This is a genomic window from Cohaesibacter haloalkalitolerans (assembly GCF_003574655.1).
Taxonomy (GTDB): domain Bacteria; phylum Pseudomonadota; class Alphaproteobacteria; order Rhizobiales; family Cohaesibacteraceae; genus Cohaesibacter; species Cohaesibacter haloalkalitolerans.
On the sequence record NZ_QNUM01000004.1, the window covers coordinates 113050 to 128332 of the forward strand.

At 56.8% G+C, this 15283-nt stretch carries 17 protein-coding genes and 1 tRNA gene; 13 read left to right on the forward strand and 5 right to left on the reverse strand.

From position 1 onward, the window contains the following. Positions 1-77 precede the first annotated feature (77 nt). From DSL70_RS11170 to DSL70_RS11185, 4 genes are all read right to left on the reverse strand, one after another. Complete coding sequence (locus tag DSL70_RS11170) at positions 78-605, reverse strand: hypothetical protein (protein ID WP_119308020.1); 528 nt, start codon at positions 603-605, stop codon at positions 78-80. Positions 606-833: 228 nt separating this feature from the next. Continuing rightward, positions 834-919, reverse strand: a tRNA-Leu gene (locus DSL70_RS11175). 250 nt (positions 920-1169) lie between these two features. Next, positions 1170-1664 carry a xanthine phosphoribosyltransferase gene (gene gpt, locus DSL70_RS11180; protein WP_119308021.1) on the reverse strand — a complete coding sequence of 165 codons (495 nt, stop codon included), beginning with the start codon at positions 1662-1664 and terminating at the stop codon, positions 1170-1172. Positions 1665-1721: 57 nt separating this feature from the next. Beyond that, entirely contained in the window at positions 1722-2480 is a 759-nt protein-coding gene (locus tag DSL70_RS11185) for a competence/damage-inducible protein A (RefSeq protein WP_119308022.1), read from the reverse strand. Between the two features lie 232 nt (positions 2481-2712). Between DSL70_RS11185 and sfsA the strand changes: the two genes are divergently transcribed. From sfsA to radC, 3 genes are all read left to right on the forward strand, one after another. Beyond that, complete coding sequence (gene sfsA, locus DSL70_RS11190; RefSeq protein ID WP_119308023.1) at positions 2713-3429, forward strand: DNA/RNA nuclease SfsA; 717 nt, start codon at positions 2713-2715, stop codon at positions 3427-3429. A 177-nt stretch (positions 3430-3606) separates the two neighbouring features. Then, positions 3607-4437 carry a type I methionyl aminopeptidase gene (gene map, locus DSL70_RS11195; RefSeq protein ID WP_119308024.1) on the forward strand — a complete coding sequence of 277 codons (831 nt, stop codon included), beginning with the start codon at positions 3607-3609 and terminating at the stop codon, positions 4435-4437. A 17-nt stretch (positions 4438-4454) separates the two neighbouring features. After that, a complete protein-coding gene (radC, locus tag DSL70_RS11200; protein ID WP_119308025.1) occupies positions 4455-5153 on the forward strand; it encodes a RadC family protein in 699 nt (232 codons plus the stop codon). Positions 5154-5215: 62 nt separating this feature from the next. Here the strand turns inward: radC and DSL70_RS11205 are convergent, their stop codons facing one another. After that, entirely contained in the window at positions 5216-5620 is a 405-nt protein-coding gene (locus DSL70_RS11205; RefSeq protein ID WP_119308026.1) for a MerR family transcriptional regulator, read from the reverse strand. Between the two features lie 480 nt (positions 5621-6100). Here DSL70_RS11205 and DSL70_RS11210 point away from each other — a divergent pair, with 480 nt between their 5' ends. The 10 genes from DSL70_RS11210 (at position 6101) to rpe (ending at position 15220) form a co-directional block, all read left to right on the forward strand. After that, complete coding sequence (locus DSL70_RS11210) at positions 6101-7015, forward strand: ABC transporter permease subunit (protein WP_119308027.1); 915 nt, start codon at positions 6101-6103, stop codon at positions 7013-7015. 1 nt (position 7016) lies between these two features. Then, the gene (livM, locus tag DSL70_RS11215; RefSeq protein ID WP_119308028.1) at positions 7017-8309 is read left to right on the forward strand and encodes a high-affinity branched-chain amino acid ABC transporter permease LivM; all 1293 of its coding nucleotides are present in this window, start codon (positions 7017-7019) and stop codon (positions 8307-8309) included. Further along, positions 8306-9175, forward strand: coding sequence for an ABC transporter ATP-binding protein (locus tag DSL70_RS11220; protein WP_119308029.1), 870 nt, complete (start codon positions 8306-8308; stop codon positions 9173-9175). Before livM ends, DSL70_RS11220 begins: the two co-directional genes overlap by 4 nt. Further along, positions 9172-9897, forward strand: coding sequence for an ABC transporter ATP-binding protein (locus DSL70_RS11225; RefSeq protein ID WP_119308030.1), 726 nt, complete (start codon positions 9172-9174; stop codon positions 9895-9897). The genes DSL70_RS11220 and DSL70_RS11225 overlap by 4 nt, the downstream gene beginning before the upstream one ends. A gap of 14 nt (positions 9898-9911) precedes the next feature. Further along, on the forward strand, positions 9912-10250 hold the full coding sequence (locus tag DSL70_RS11230; RefSeq protein WP_119308031.1) for a DUF6867 family protein: 339 nt from the start codon (positions 9912-9914) through the stop codon (positions 10248-10250). Between the two features lie 229 nt (positions 10251-10479). Further along, the gene (locus DSL70_RS11235; RefSeq protein ID WP_119308032.1) at positions 10480-11580 is read left to right on the forward strand and encodes a branched-chain amino acid ABC transporter substrate-binding protein; all 1101 of its coding nucleotides are present in this window, start codon (positions 10480-10482) and stop codon (positions 11578-11580) included. Between the two features lie 156 nt (positions 11581-11736). Then, entirely contained in the window at positions 11737-12642 is a 906-nt protein-coding gene (locus DSL70_RS11240) for a DMT family transporter (RefSeq protein ID WP_162916595.1), read from the forward strand. Between the two features lies 1 nt (position 12643). After that, entirely contained in the window at positions 12644-13663 is a 1020-nt protein-coding gene (locus DSL70_RS11245; RefSeq protein ID WP_119308034.1) for a P1 family peptidase, read from the forward strand. A 188-nt stretch (positions 13664-13851) separates the two neighbouring features. Then, entirely contained in the window at positions 13852-14325 is a 474-nt protein-coding gene (locus tag DSL70_RS11250; protein WP_119308035.1) for an Lrp/AsnC family transcriptional regulator, read from the forward strand. A gap of 217 nt (positions 14326-14542) precedes the next feature. Continuing rightward, positions 14543-15220: a ribulose-phosphate 3-epimerase gene (rpe, locus tag DSL70_RS11255; RefSeq protein ID WP_119308036.1), complete on the forward strand. Its 678-nt coding sequence runs from the start codon at positions 14543-14545 to the stop codon at positions 15218-15220. Positions 15221-15283 lie beyond the last annotated feature (63 nt).

Sequence of the window (15283 nt, forward strand, 5' to 3'; positions counted from 1 at the left end):
CCATTCACCGGGGTGGCCCAAATGGCGGATGATCCCCGCTGAATGGGTCCGAACGATCCGGGGATCTCTCAGGGAAATTACTTGCTCATCTTGTTGATACATGCAGTCCGAATGACCCCGTGGCCGTCCGTCGTGACGCATGTCGTCTTGGTTTCGCCACATTCGTCAGTCTGGCGGATGACCCCGCCAAGCCCTGTGCATTCAGCGACGGTCAGAGGAACGGCAACGACCTTCCCTTGTGTCGGAGACATCGGGGCCCTGTTCGCCGGGCGTGGATTGGTGGGCTTAGGTGCAGATTTGGGAGCATTCTGGGTGGCAGAGGAAAAAGAGGAAATACAAACCCTGAAGACGGTGCCGTCCTTGCCAGTCCTGCGGCAGTATTTACCGGAAGAGCAGACACCGCCACTCGTATCATTTCTGACATCGCCTCCCAGTTGGGTGCATTCGCTTGGCGAAAGAGGCACCGCCTTGACGCGATGATCGCGGACGACGGTCGAACTAGTGCGATGATCCCTCACATTGGCATTGCTCTGAGCATCGGCGTTTCCACTCACAAGCAAGCTGGACGCCAAAACGGCGCCGACGATGGCGAGACTGAGTTTCATGGTTCCTCCTGTTTCTGTGTGCGAATTAGACCAGCTTCATCAAAACTCCATCCTTCTTGACAGTCGCTATAAGTGCGACATTTTGACACAGATTGAATACATTCACAATCGCGAAACCATATCGGGGCCCCCAATAGCAGCCGCGGGCCACTCCGCAACAGACAGACCTGGCGGTCCCGCTCTCGAAGGTCGCAGTTTTCATCAAATGATTTGAAAGGAAGGGATGTCTGGTACGGGCGGCGGGAATCGAACCCGCACGGCCTAAGGCCTCAGGATTTTAAGTCCTGTATGTCTACCAATTCCATCACGCCCGCGAAGAATGGTCCGCTCATTGCTAATGCGCAAGCCGAGCAATTGCAAGCAATGGCCGCTAGACCATCCACAAGCCCCGGCAAAAGAACAGGACGGCAGCAACGGAACCGACCCGGCACCACACAAAAGGACAGGCCACACCGGACCCGCCCTTTTGTCATCAACAATATCCGAAGCCCAAGGGTCCGATGGAAAGACCACACACCAGCATGAGGCCATGAACAGGGATGAACAGTAACCACTTCCCGCCAGTTACTTGGCGATCGGCGCCTGAAACTGCAACCCCATGTCCCATGGGAAATAGATCCAGGTATCTTGCGACACCTCGGTAACGAAGGTATCGACCAGCGGACGGCCCTTCGGCTTGGCATAGACCGTCGCGAAATGGGCCTTTGGCAACATGGCGCGCACAACCTTGGCCGTCTTGCCCGTATCCACCAGATCGTCGATGATCAACACGCCCTCGCCTTCGCCGCCTTCCACATCGATGACGGTCGCATCGATGGGCTTGAGCACCTGCATTTCGCCCTGGCTTTCATAGTCATGGTAAGAGGCGACGCAAACCGTGTCGATCATCCGCACGCCCAGTTCGCGCGCGATGATGGCAGCAGGCACGAGGCCGCCACGGGTGATGCAGACAATTGCCTTCCACTCGGAAACGCCTTTCAGACGCCAAGCCAGCGCACGGCAGTCCCGATGGAATTGTTCCCAATACACCGGGAATGCGTTGGATGATGGTTCGGACATGGTGGTGTTCCTCTTGTTTTTCTTTTCAAACGCGTATGAACGTGGAAATGGACAGGACTAGGCCTGATGTTGCTTCTGCCCTTTGAGGGACTCTAGCATGTCATGCACCGCCTTCACAGCCTTGTCCAGATCCTCGCGGGAGCGGCTGCGCATGACGATATTGGTGGCAAACAGGTCCTGACGCATATAGGGATAGGATCCGATGACCACATTGGGGTGTTCCTTGGCGAGCTCGGCCAGTGGCCCGGCCACCAGCCCTTCCCCGACGCCGCTGTCGATCGTCTCGCTCATCACCTTGCTGTTGGTCTTGAGGGTCGGGGCAATCGCATCCATCATCGCCTGCATGACGGATGGCACCCCGGCCATAACATGCACATTCTCCAGCCGGAAGCCCGGAGCACTCGACACCTTGTTCTCGATCAGGTCGGCACCGAACGGAATGCGTGCCATCCGCTTGCGGGCCTCGTTGAATTCCATGTTGGGCGATTTGGCGTAGTGGGCCTCGAGAATGGCCATGGCGCGCGGATCGTGATCAATGCCGACGCCGAAAGCAGCCGCCATGGCATCGGCAGTGATATCGTCATGGGTCGGTCCGATGCCGCCGCTGGTAAAGACATAGGTCCACTTGGCACGAAGGGCGTTGACCGCCTCGACAATCGCATCCTGATCATCGGCCACAACGCGGACTTCCTTGAGGTCGATGCCCATCTGGGTGAGATAGTCGGCAATGAACCCGATATTCTTGTCCTTGGTGCGACCCGAAAGAATTTCATCGCCGATAACCAGCACCGCTGCTGTAATCATATCCTTGGTCATTACCCTGTCTCTTTCATCTTTTCGTTCAGGCCCGAGCCGAACCAGTGCCACAAAAGCAGGCACAGAAGCACGCACGGTTGCACCGGGCCTGCGACTTGCTTTATCCCATGACGTAAAGCAGCTCAAGCGGATGCGATTTTGCTGGCCAAACGGATCACAGCAAGATAGCAAAACCGTCAAGCATGGTTATAGTGCGAAGACAAAGTGACCGAAAGCCCAAAGCTGAAGCAACATGAAATTTGAAACAGCTCTTATTCCCGGCCGCCTCATCCAGCGTTACAAGCGCTTTCTGGCCGACGTGGAACTGGAAGACGGAACCGTCATCACCGCCCATTGCGCCAACCCCGGCTCGATGCTGGGCCTCAAGGCCCCCGGCTCCCGCGTCTGGCTGTCGCGATCGGACAATCCCAAGCGAAAGCTGGCCTATAGCTGGGAGTTGCTTGAGCTCGATGAGGCGATGATCGGCATCAACACCAGTCATCCGAACCGCATCGCCGAAGAGGCCATTCTTGGTGGACGCATCGCGGAACTTGTGGGCTATGAAACGCTGCGGCGCGAGGTGAAATACGGCAAAAACAGCCGCATCGACCTTTTGTTGCAGAATGCTGCCCGGCCCGCCAACCCCGATTACCCCGACTGTTATGTCGAGGTGAAGAACGTGCATCTGTTGCGCGAGCCGGGACTGGCGGAATTCCCTGATTCGGTCACCAAGCGCGGCGCCAAGCATCTGGACGAGCTCTCCGACATGGCAAGGGCTGGCCACCGGGCGGTCATGCTCTATCTGGTGACCAGAACCGATGCCAACCGCTTCGCCCTGGCAGCCGACATCGACCCTTCCTATGCCGAGGCCTTTGGGAAGGCACGGGCCTGTGGCGTGGAAGCAATTGTCTATATCTGCGACATTTCAAGAGAAGGAATGACGCTCGCCCGTGCCCTGCCCTTTGCCTGAACCTTTTACCCAGACCAGCCCCTTGACTGATCTGGCTCAAGGCCCCCCAAGCTGCAGACCCCGAGGCGTCACCGGCCCACACAAGGGGACCGCAACGCAAAAAGTGCAATTCCGGTTTGCACATTGCGGCATTGGGAGATATCCATAGAGAAACAACTAATTTCGGAAAGACCTGAGATGGTAAATTATATTGACGCCAAGAGTGCTCCCCTGCGCAACACCGGAGATATCCGCCTTTATGGAGAAGAAGGATTTGAAGGAATGCGCCGCGCAGGACAACTTGCTGCACGGGCACTTGATGGCGTTGCAAAACTCGTCAAGCCGGGCGTCCCGACCCAGGTCATTGATGACTTCATCCGCGATTTCGGCGAAGAAAATGGCGCCCTGCCTGCCACCCTCAATTATCGCGGCTACAGAAAACACACCTGTACATCGATCAACCATGTGGTCTGTCATGGCATTCCCAACGAGAAGCCACTCAAGGAAGGCGACATCGTCAATGTCGACGTGACCTATGTGCTGGACGGCTGGTATGGCGACAGCTCGCGCATGTATCCGGTCGGAGAAATCAAGCGCGCGCCGGAACGTCTGATCGAGGTCACCTATGAATCCCTGATGATCGGCATTGCGCAGGCAAAGCCAGGCAACACCACGGGCGACATCGGCGCCGCCATTCAGGAATATGCCGAGGGCGAACGCTGTGGCGTCGTGCGCGACTTCTGCGGCCATGGCGTCGGCCAGCTGTTTCACGATGCCCCCAACATCCTGCATTACGGCAGCTGGGGAGAAGGCATTGAACTGAAGCCAGGCATGATCTTCACCATTGAGCCGATGATCAATCTGGGCAAACCTCACGTCAAGGTGCTCAAGGATGGTTGGACAGCCGTTACGAGGGACAAGAGCCTGTCTGCCCAGTTCGAACATTCCATCGGCATCACCGAGACGGGGTGTGAGATTTTCACGCTGTCACCGGCAGGGTTGGACAAGCCACCCTATAACGTGGACTAACAGGAGACGTCCGGGTTATGGGCGAGCTGAAGGAAGCATCAGGCCAGCCCCATTATGTGGGCCACCGGGAACGGTTGCGGCAGAAATTCCGTGATTCGGGCGCCGAGGCCCTGCATGATTATGAATTGCTGGAACTGATCCTCTTTCGCGCCATCCCGCGCAGGGATACCAAGCCACTGGCCAAGGACCTGCTCGCCCGATTCGGCTCCTTCGCCGAGGTTGTTGCCGCACCGGAGCATCTGTTGATGGAATTTGCCGGTGTCAAGCAATCCGTCGTCACCGAGCTCAAGCTGGTCCATGCGGCGGCAACCAAATTCGCCGAGGACCGGGTCAAGGAACGGCCGGTGCTGTCCTCGTGGAATTCCGTCATCGACTATTGCCGCACATCGATGGCCTTCAATGACATCGAACAGTTCCGCATTCTGTTTCTGGACAAGAAGAACGCCCTCATCACCGACGAGGTGCAGCAGACCGGCACCGTTGATCACACGCCGGTCTATACAAGGGAAGTCGTCAAACGCGCGCTGGAGCTTTCGGCAACGGCCATCATCATGGTGCACAATCACCCGAGTGGCGACCCGACACCCTCACGGGCCGACATCGACATGACCCAGCAGGTGTCGGAAGCCTGCGAACGGCTGGGCATCACGCTGCACGACCATATCATCGTCGCCCGCAATGGTCACACCAGTTTCAAGGGGCTTGGCCTCGTCTGAGCCTGCCAGCTCGCCCTTGAGCCGAAGCAAGGCCCGACAGTGCCCTGCCAGATCCTGCCAGCCTAGCGGCAACAGCCTTTGTGTGGCTCCACAAGATCATTCAGTATGGCGCAATCGGCATCGTCGTCGCCCCGACAGGCGGCCACCAGCGGCGCCAGATCCTCCCGCAAGGCCTGTAACTCGGCAATCTTCTGATCGATTTCCATGAGATGCGCTTCGGCAATCTTCTTGACGTCCGCACTCGCCCGGTGCTTGTCCTCCTGCAGGGAGAGAAGATTCCGGCAGCCGTCGATATTGAAGCCCAGCTTGCGGGCTCGTCCGACAAGCCGCAGGCGCACGAGCTCCTCGGAGCCATAGTCCCGATAGCCGTTGGCCTTGCGCTGGGGAACAACCAGACCGATGTCCTCGTAATAGCGGAGCGTCTTGACCGGCAGGTTCGTCTTCTCTGCTGCTTGACTGATATTCAAATCGCTTCTCCTGTCATTGCGGGCCTAAATCTGAGGCACTGCCGCCAAACTGTCAAATCTAACGAGGATCTCGCGCATATGCGCAAACATATAAATAATATCATCATTGATAAAGAAAAGATCATGCATATTTTTCAATCAAAAATACAATGGGTCGACAAGTTTCACAGCAAAACTGCACACTTTCGAACCACACCAATAAGATTATCCCACAAAGATCGATTATTACGCAATCAAACCCTCAGAGACCAACAGAATTTCAGCCTACAATTCCATCAAAACTGTCGTTTTTGATCAAAATTTCATCAATTCGTCGAGCTAGACGCAATAATGACCAATTTTTAGAAGGAAGCAATTGTATCCAATTCGACTTCTTGCTAGAAATTTAGCGAGATCAAATCTCGGACAAAACAAACAACAACATCTTCCTACCTAATAAGCGGTAACAAAGCCGCAGGGAATTTAGGAACAGCGAGTCAAATGGAATATTTTATTCAGCAGCTGATTAATGGCGTCACGTTGGGGTCGATCTACGGCCTGATCGCCATCGGCTATACCATGGTATATGGCATCATAGGCATGATCAACTTTGCCCATGGTGACATCTTCATGGTGGGTGCATTCATTGCATTGATTACACTGTTGGCGGTTGTGGCAATGGGAATTACCTTCCTTCCACTCGTCCTGCTTATCGTTCTCATTGTATCCATGCTCATGACCTCGGTCTGGGGCTGGAGCGTCGAGCGCATCGCCTATCGTCCCTTGCGCGGATCGTTCCGTCTTGCGCCGTTGATCACGGCGATTGGCATGTCGATCGTGCTGCAGAACTTCGTTCAAGTCGTTCAGGGCGCACGCGTCAAGCCGCTGCCACCACAGATTACCGGCGGCATCACCATCATGGAAAAAGACGGCTTCCTGGTTCAGCTGTCCTACATGCAGATCCTGATCATCGTGACCACCGTGCTGCTTATGGCTGGCTTCACGATGCTGATCAACAAGACCTCGCTTGGCCGTGCCCAGCGCGCATGTGAACAGGATCAGAAAATGGCGTCTCTGCTGGGCGTCAACGTCGACCGCACCATTTCTCTGACCTTCGTCATGGGCGCCGCCCTTGCATCGGTGGCTGGCGTAATGTTCCTGCTCTACTACGGCGTGATCGACTTCTACATCGGCTTCCTCGCCGGCGTCAAAGCCTTCACCGCAGCCGTTCTGGGCGGCATCGGCTCACTGCCGGGTGCCATGCTCGGTGGCTTGCTGATCGGCCTGATCGAAACCTTCTGGTCTGGGTACTTCTCAGTAGAATACAAAGACGTTGCAGCCTTCTCGATCCTTGCAATCGTGCTGATCTTCATGCCTTCCGGCCTGTTGGGCAAGCCAGAAGTGGAGAAGGTTTGATATGGCGGACTTCTTGAATACGCGCGTCGGAGCTGCCCTGAAAGATGCAGTCCTCGCCGCAGTGGTCACCCTGCTGCTGACCTCCATCATGGTCGGCATCAAAACGAAAACCGAACAGGGTGGTCTTGGGATTGAAGGCAACTGGAGCCTTGTCGCCTGGATGGTGCTCGCCGTTCTGGTAGGCCGCTTTGCCATGAGCCTGCTGGTCTGGCGTGGCCGCAATCCGGTCGCCAATGCCATGCAGTCAATCCTGCCCAAGCAGGAAACCGTCGGCAAGATCGGCAAATTCGTCGGTCCGGCTCTGCTGGTCTTCGCCCTGACCCTGCCTTTCTACGGCAACCGCTACGTCATCGACATGGGCATTCTGGTCCTCACCTACATCATGCTCGGCTGGGGCCTCAACATCGTGGTTGGCCTTGCCGGTCTGCTCGACCTTGGCTATGTGGCCTTCTATGCGGTGGGTGCCTACTCCTATGCCCTGTTTGCACAGTATTTCGATCTGTCCTTCTGGGTCTGTCTGCCGCTGGCCGGCATCCTGGCGTCCTTCTGGGGCATGATCCTGGGCTTCCCGGTGCTGCGTCTGAGGGGCGACTATCTCGCCATCGTGACGCTGGCCTTCGGTGAGATCATCCGCGTCGTCCTGCTCAACTGGTATGAATTCACCGGTGGCCCAGACGGCATCTCGCGCATTCCGCGCCCGTCCTTCTTCGGCCTCGAATTCGAGCGCAAGGGTGGTTTTGCGGATTTCTTCGGGATCCCGTATGACTCCATGCATCGGGTCATCTTCCTGTTCTATCTCATTCTCGCTCTTGCCCTGCTGACCAACTTCGTGACCATGCGCATGCGCAAGTTGCCGATCGGTCGCGCCTGGGAAGCACTGCGCGAGGACGAGATTGCCTGTCGCTCGCTCGGCATCAACACCACCAACACCAAGCTCACCGCTTTTGCACTGGGCGCGATGTTCGGCGGCTTTGCCGGTGCCTTCTTCGCTACCCGTCAGGGCTTCATCTCGCCCGAGAGCTTCACCTTCATGGAATCGGCCATCATTCTGGCCATCGTGGTTCTTGGCGGCCTTGGCAGTCAGTTGGGCGTGGTGGTTGCCTCCATCGTCATGATTGGCGGCTTCGAAGTCTTCCGCGATCTGCAGGACCTGCGCATGCTGGTCTTCGGCCTCCTGATGGTGGTCATCATGATCTGGAAGCCACGTGGCATCATTTCAAGTCGGGCACCGTCGGTCTTCCTCAAGGAAAAGAAAGCCGTCTCTGGTGATTTCGTAGCGGAGGGAGAAGGATGAGCAGCTGGAAAGAAAATCCAATCCTGACCGTTGAGCATCTTACCATGCGATTCGGCGGTCTGGTGGCTGTCGATGACCTCTCCTTCGAGGTAGGTCGCAGCGATATCACAGCCCTGATCGGCCCGAACGGCGCTGGCAAGACAACCGTCTTCAACTGCGTCACCGGCTTCTACAAGCCGACAGAGGGGCGCATCACCATGAACCGGTCGAACGGTCAGAGCTACCTGCTGGAGCGTATTCCGGATTTCCAGATTGCGCACCATGCCAAGGTTGCCCGTACCTTCCAGAACATCCGCTTGTTCGGCGGCATGACGGTGCTTGAAAACCTGATGATAGCTCAGCACAACAAGCTGATGAAGGACTCGCTCTTCTCCATCGGCGGCATCTTCGGCATCAGCAGCTTCCGCAAGTCGGAGAAGGCTTCTGTCAAGAAGGCAACCGAATGGCTCGAGCGCATTGATCTCATCGATCGTGCCGACGACCCGGCAGCCGACCTGCCCTATGGCGACCAGCGTCGTCTCGAGATTGCCCGCGCCATGTGCACCAATCCCGAACTGCTGTGCCTTGACGAGCCGGCAGCCGGCCTCAACCCGCGTGAAACGCAGGACCTCAACGGTCTTCTGCGCTCCATCCGGGAACTGGACAAGACCGCCGTCCTGCTCATCGAGCATGACATGTCCATGGTCATGGAAATCTCGGATCACGTCGTCGTTCTCGACTATGGCGTCAAGATTTCCGATGGCGATGCCGCGTTCGTCCAGAATGACCCGCACGTGATTGCCGCTTATCTCGGCGTCGATGACGACGAGGTCGACGAAGCTGAAGCAGAGGCGAAGGTTGCAAATGCAGAGGGAGTCAAATCATGAGTGATGTCCTCCTGAGCCTCAGGGGCGTTAAAACCTACTATGGCAAGATCGTCGCCCTGCGCGGCATCGATCTTGATGTCCATCGCGGTGAAATCGTGACCGTGATCGGCGCCAACGGGGCTGGTAAATCGACCACGATGATGACCATCTGCGGCGTTACCCGTGCCCGTGAGGGCGAGATCATTTACAATGGTGAAAATATCACTGCCCTGCCGACCCATGAGATTGTTCGCAAGTCGATTGCCCAGTCTCCCGAGGGGCGGCGTATTTTCGGTCGCATGACGGTGCTTGAAAACCTTCAGATGGGTGCTGCGGTCATCAACTATGCCCATTTCGATGAAGATCTACGCATGGTGTTCGACCTCTTCCCGATTCTGGAAAAGCGCCAGAGTCAGCGCGGAGGCACCCTTTCCGGTGGCGAACAGCAGATGCTGGCCATCGGACGCGCCCTGATGGCACGCCCCAAGCTGCTGATGCTGGACGAGCCTTCGCTGGGTCTTGCTCCTCTTGTGGTCAAGCAGATCTTCGAGGTCGTCAAGGAACTGAACGAGAAACAGGGCCTGACCGTTTTCCTTGTTGAGCAGAACGCCTATCACGCTCTGCGTCTGGCCCATCGCGGCTACGTCATGATCAACGGTCAGATCACCATGTCGGGTGGTGGCCAGGAGCTTCTGTCCAATCCGGAAGTTCAGGCTGCCTATCTCGAAGGTGGACGGCATTAAGAAGGAAAAGAACAATGCTTTGGGAAGTTTCTTTCGGGACCTTTTTGCTCGTCACCGTCTGTCTGGGCGGCGGCGCGGCATGGATGGCAGGCCGGGCAATCGCCAACACCTGGAAACCCAGGTCGCAGATCGTTATCTACATGATCCTTTTGTCCGCAGGTGTGCGATTCTTGCATTTCGCCCTGTTCAAAGGCACTCTGCTGTCATTCCACTTCTATTTCGTGGACCTGATTGTATTGCTGATCATTTGTGGACTTGGTTTCCAGTTCACCCGTACCAACCAGATGGTAGACCAATATCATTGGCTTTATGAGAAAGTCAGCCCTCTTTCATGGAAAGAGCGCAAGGGCTAGGCCGATCATGAGACAAGATTGATAGTGACGGTTTGCGCCACTATCCACCCACAGCAATAAACCGGATTTTCCGGACTTGCTGATGGGCAAATGGGGGAAGAGATTTCATTTCATATAAGAATAGAATCCCGAACTCTAATGACCGTAAGGTTCAATAATAATCACACCAGAATAGTTGCCCCAAACAAGGTGCAACGGAACGCAGCAAACATCTCAATGGGAGAGTTTTATGAAAAAACTACTTTTGGCAGGCGTCGCACTCGCAGGTTCTATCGCTATGACCAGTGGTGCATTCGCTGAAATCGTTATTGCGACCGCAGGTCCGATGACCGGCCAGTATGCTTCTTTCGGCCAGCAGATGAAAATCGGTGCCGAGCAGGCTGTTGCCGACATCAACGCAGCTGGCGGCGTCAATGGCGAAATGCTGAAACTGGAAATCGGCGATGACGCATGCGACCCGAAACAGGCCGTGGCTGTTGCCAACCAGATGGTCGGCAAGGGCGTGACCTTCATGGCCGGTCACTTCTGCTCCGGCTCTTCCATTCCGGCATCCGCCGTTTATGCTGAAGAAGGCATTGTCCAGATTTCTCCGGCTTCCACCAACCCGAAATTCACCGACGAGCGTCCTGGCCCGGGCATCTACCGCGTTTGCGGCCGCGATGACCAGCAGGGTTCTGTTGCCGGTCAGCTGCTGTGGGACGAATACAAGGACAAGAACGTTGCCATCATCCAGGACAAGACCGCATACGGCAAGGGTCTGGCTGACGAAACCAAGGCTGCCTTCGAAGCTCTTGGTGGCAAGGTTGCCATGTATGAAGCCTACACCGCTGGTGAAAAAGACTACACCGCTCTGGTTTCCAAGCTGAAGCAGGCCAAGATCGACGCCCTGTATGTTGGTGGCTACCACACCGAAGCAGGCCTGATCGTCCGTCAGATGCGTGAACAGGGCATGGACACCGTCCTGATCTCTGGTGACGCTCTGGTTACCGACGAATACTGGTCCATCACCGGCGACGCTGGCGAAGGCACCCTGATGACCTTCTCTCCTGATCCGTCCCTGAACCCTGAAGCAGCTCCGGTTGTTGAAGAATTCAAGGCAAAGGGTCTGACCACCGAAGGGTATGTTCTCTACACCTATGCTGCCATCCAGGCTTATGTTGACGCTGTCAAGGCTGCCGGTTCCACCGACTATGACGCTGTCACCGAAGCTCTGAACTCCGGCGAATTCCCGACCGTTCTGGGCAACCTGTCCTTCGACGACAAGGGTGACGTCACCCTGCCGGGCTATGTCTGGTACAAGTGGAGCAAAGGCAAATACGCCTACAAATAAGACGGCACAGCCTCTTATTGACGCTTGAACATGGCGCCCTAAAGCGTCATGAAAAGAAATGACAAGAAACGAAAAGCCCCTCTGAGCCATCAGAGGGGCTTTTCAGCATTCCCCCATCGCCTTTTCCCAGCCGCCTTTCTCCTTATGAGTGCCGCCATGAAAGCCTATCTTGCGCTCGCTGCAGCCATGATTCTCACCGGAATCAACGTCGCCATCGGCAAGGTCATCGTGGCTGAAATCCCGCCGACCTCCTTCTCGATGCTGCGCTTCGTTCTGGCAAGCCTGTGTCTGGTGCCGCTGGCATTGTTCGAACCGGGCGGACTGACGAGCCTTGCGCGTCTCTCCCGGCGCCAATGGGGTGAAATCATGCTGCTTGCGCTGTTTGGCGTCGTCGGCTTCACCACCCTGATGCTGATCGGCCTGCAATATACCACCGCCATCAATGCGGGCATCATCGCCTCATCACTGCCAGCGATCATCGCCCTGCTCAGTCTGCTGGTGCTCAAGGAGTTCATTTCGCGGCGCAAGGTGTTGTCGATCGGACTGGCAGTGCTTGGCATCGCATGCATCAACCTGGCAAGACCCGATGATGGCAGCGGCGCGTCAGACTGGCTCGGCACCCTTCTGGGCAACAGCTTTGTGTTGATGGCTGCTTTCTCCGAGGCAGTCTTTGCCATTCTCACGCGCCGCTATTCGAGCATCATCCCGCCATGGACGCTGACCATGATTGTCCATCTGGTGGCAATTCCCATCACCCTGCCCATCCTCCTGTGGCTGGACGGCGGCTGGCAGCTTCCCCTCGATGGCCCCCTCTCCTTCTGGCTGCTGGCGGTCTATTATATCTTTGCGTCCAGCATCCTGTCCTTCTTCCTCTGGTGCATCGGCATCAAGTCGGTCACTGCCTCGTCCAGCGCGATATTCACTGCCCTCGTTCCCACCACCACCATGTTCGTTGCTGTCTTGGCATTGGGCGAAAGCATGGTTACTCTGCAAGTCATGGGGCTTGTGGCCGTCTTTGCTTCACTGGGCATCGGCCTGATAGCGCGACCGCAAGGAAACTGACATGAACAATCTCATCACCGACATCGACGGGCTGTTCGTAGGCAACGCCACCGACGAAGCGCTAAAATCAGGCACCACGACACTGGTTTGCCGGGAGGCCATGGTCGCCTCCTATGCCGTTCTTGGTGGCGCACCGGGAACGCGGGACACCGATCTTCTCAATCCCGACCAGACCGTCGAACGGATAGACGCGATTACCCTTTCGGGCGGCTCGGCCTTTGGTCTTGATGCCGCAGGGGGTGCGCAGGGCTGGCTCAAGCAGCAGGGCCGCGGCTTCGCCGTCGGGCCGATCCATGTGCCGATTGTTCCGGCAGCGATTCTGTTTGATCTGGCCAATGGCGGCAACAAGGACTGGGGCGACAGATCGCCCTACTGGGACCTTGGCTGGCAATCGGCTGAACAGGCGTCAACACACTTCGAGCTAGGCAGTCACGGCGCCGGAGCCGGTGCCCTGATCGCCGGGATCAAGGGTGGGCTGGGCTCAGCCTCCACCCGGACCGCGTCCGGCATCACCATCGGAGCTCTGGTGGCCGTCAACGCCCTTGGTCAGGCGACCATGGGCGAAAGCGCCCATTTCTGGGCGGCACCCTTTGAACAGGACGGAGAATTTGGTGGCATCGGTCTGCCCGGCTCTATGCCCGCCCACGTTGCCCGACCCTTCACCAAGATGGACGCCACAAAGGAGCAAGGCCCCGCCAATGGCAACACCACCATTGGCATCATTGCAACAGACGCCAGCCTCACCAAGGCTGCGGCCAGACGACTGGCCATCATGGCCCATGACGGCTTTGCCCGCGCGCTCTGGCCTTCGCACACCCCGATGGATGGCGATCTGATCTTTGCCCTTTCCACAGGCGCAAAAGACCTCCCCGACGAGGACACAGCCTTCATCGAGTTGGGGGCCCTTGCTGCTGCTACCATGGCCCGCGCCATCGCAAGAGGGGTTTATTGCGCCACGCCGAGGGCCAATGATCGCTTCCCGACATGGCAGCAGAAGTTCGCCGCAGAAAGCTGCGCTTGAGACCGGAACCACTCCCGTAGTAAGCCCCGACAACAGCCGAGCAGCACTGTAGCCACCAAGGGTCACCCCGTTACGACCCTTGGTAAAACAGGATTTTTCTCCTTTTCTACAGCACAACCAAAATTGATATATACAAACCCGTATTTTCTGAGTAGCTTTGGAAGAAATCCTTCTCAAGAGAGTAAAAAATGGAAAAAATGACACTCGATTCCGGGGACCTCCGGATCCTGAAGGTATTGCAGGATGATGCATCGCTTTCCATCGCGGAAATCGCCAAGCAATCCGGCATGTCCCAGACCCCGTGCTGGCGCAGGATCAAGAAACTGAAAGAAACCGGCGTTCTCAAACAGATTACCGCAATTGTCGACCGGGAAGCGGTTGGCCTGGGCTTTGTTTCCTATGCCTTCGTCAAGCTGACGGTTCCCAGCCGCAAGAATATGGAAGAATTCGACCGCCTGACCCAGCTGTGGCCAGAGGTTGTGATTTGCGAGCGGATCACCGGGGCGGTTGACTATATGGTCAAGGTCGTCACCGAAGATATCAAGTCCTATGACAACTTCCTGCGCAACAAGCTCTTGAACTCCGAGCTGGTGTCCGATGTGCAATCTCGCATCGTGGTCTCCACTGTAAAGGACACCGCCTCACTGCCTCTGGAGGAATAGATCCGACGAACGGCGCCACCCCGCAACAAAAGCGCCGTCCGCCCCTGCACGCCCTCCTTTCAGGTTCGGTTCAACCGAGGACCTGCCCTCTTCTCAAAAACTGCGCCCAAAAAACTGCATCCGGCAAGACGAACATCTAAGGCTCTCTCCTTGCCCATATGAGCACAATGTGCTACCGCGTGGGCATCACTGAGATTAATCAAGGACAGCAGACATCATGGTGCGACCGATCAAAATCGCCCCGTCCATTCTCGCCTCCGATTTTGCACGGTTTGGCGAAGAAGTTCGGGCAATCGACGAAGCTGGGTGTGACTGGATCCATGTCGACGTCATGGACGGCCATTTCGTTCCCAACATCACCTTTGGCCCCCAGGTCGTTCGAGCCATCCGGCCCCATACCGACAAGACCATCGACACCCACCTGATGATCGCGCCCGCCGATCCCTATCTTCAGGAATTTGCCGATGCCGGATCTGACATGATCACGGTGCACGCGGAAGCTGGCCCGCATCTCGACCGCTCCCTGCAGGCCATCAAGGCCATGGGCAAGATGGCTGGCGTTTCGCTCAACCCGGGCACCCATGAGAGCGCCATCGAATATGTGCTCGACAAGGTGGACATGGTGCTCATCATGAGCGTCAACCCCGGCTTTGGCGGCCAGTCCTTCATCCCCACCACCATCGACAAGATCCGCAAGGTCCGGGCGCTGATCGGCGACCGCGACATCGACATCCAGATCGACGGTGGCGTGACCACGGAAACCGCTCCGCTCATTGCCGCCGCTGGCGCCAATGTTCTGGTTGCCGGTTCCGCCGTGTTCAAGGGCAATTCCGTTGAAAGTTACCGCGAGAATATCGCACGCATCCGTGAAGCCGCTGAGAAGGCCCAGGCCTAACAGACCCATTTCGACGCGCATCCAGAGGCTTGCGCGCGCCAACTAGCAAGAACAGGCAGACAA

Coding starts and splice junctions, on each gene's coding strand:
- DSL70_RS11170 (WP_119308020.1), bottom strand. CDS start 605: ATGAAACTCAGTCTCGCCATCGTCGGCGCCGTTTTGGCGTCCAGCTTG.
- gpt (WP_119308021.1), bottom strand. CDS start 1,664: ATGTCCGAACCATCATCCAACGCATTCCCGGTGTATTGGGAACAATTC.
- DSL70_RS11185 (WP_119308022.1), bottom strand. CDS start 2,480: ATGACCAAGGATATGATTACAGCAGCGGTGCTGGTTATCGGCGATGAA.
- sfsA (WP_119308023.1), top strand. CDS start 2,713: ATGAAATTTGAAACAGCTCTTATTCCCGGCCGCCTCATCCAGCGTTAC.
- map (WP_119308024.1), top strand. CDS start 3,607: ATGGTAAATTATATTGACGCCAAGAGTGCTCCCCTGCGCAACACCGGA.
- radC (WP_119308025.1), top strand. CDS start 4,455: ATGGGCGAGCTGAAGGAAGCATCAGGCCAGCCCCATTATGTGGGCCAC.
- DSL70_RS11210 (WP_119308027.1), top strand. CDS start 6,101: ATGGAATATTTTATTCAGCAGCTGATTAATGGCGTCACGTTGGGGTCG.
- livM (WP_119308028.1), top strand. CDS start 7,017: ATGGCGGACTTCTTGAATACGCGCGTCGGAGCTGCCCTGAAAGATGCA.
- DSL70_RS11220 (WP_119308029.1), top strand. CDS start 8,306: ATGAGCAGCTGGAAAGAAAATCCAATCCTGACCGTTGAGCATCTTACC.
- DSL70_RS11225 (WP_119308030.1), top strand. CDS start 9,172: ATGAGTGATGTCCTCCTGAGCCTCAGGGGCGTTAAAACCTACTATGGC.
- DSL70_RS11230 (WP_119308031.1), top strand. CDS start 9,912: ATGCTTTGGGAAGTTTCTTTCGGGACCTTTTTGCTCGTCACCGTCTGT.
- DSL70_RS11235 (WP_119308032.1), top strand. CDS start 10,480: ATGAAAAAACTACTTTTGGCAGGCGTCGCACTCGCAGGTTCTATCGCT.
- DSL70_RS11240 (WP_162916595.1), top strand. CDS start 11,737: ATGAAAGCCTATCTTGCGCTCGCTGCAGCCATGATTCTCACCGGAATC.
- DSL70_RS11245 (WP_119308034.1), top strand. CDS start 12,644: ATGAACAATCTCATCACCGACATCGACGGGCTGTTCGTAGGCAACGCC.
- DSL70_RS11250 (WP_119308035.1), top strand. CDS start 13,852: ATGGAAAAAATGACACTCGATTCCGGGGACCTCCGGATCCTGAAGGTA.
- rpe (WP_119308036.1), top strand. CDS start 14,543: ATGGTGCGACCGATCAAAATCGCCCCGTCCATTCTCGCCTCCGATTTT.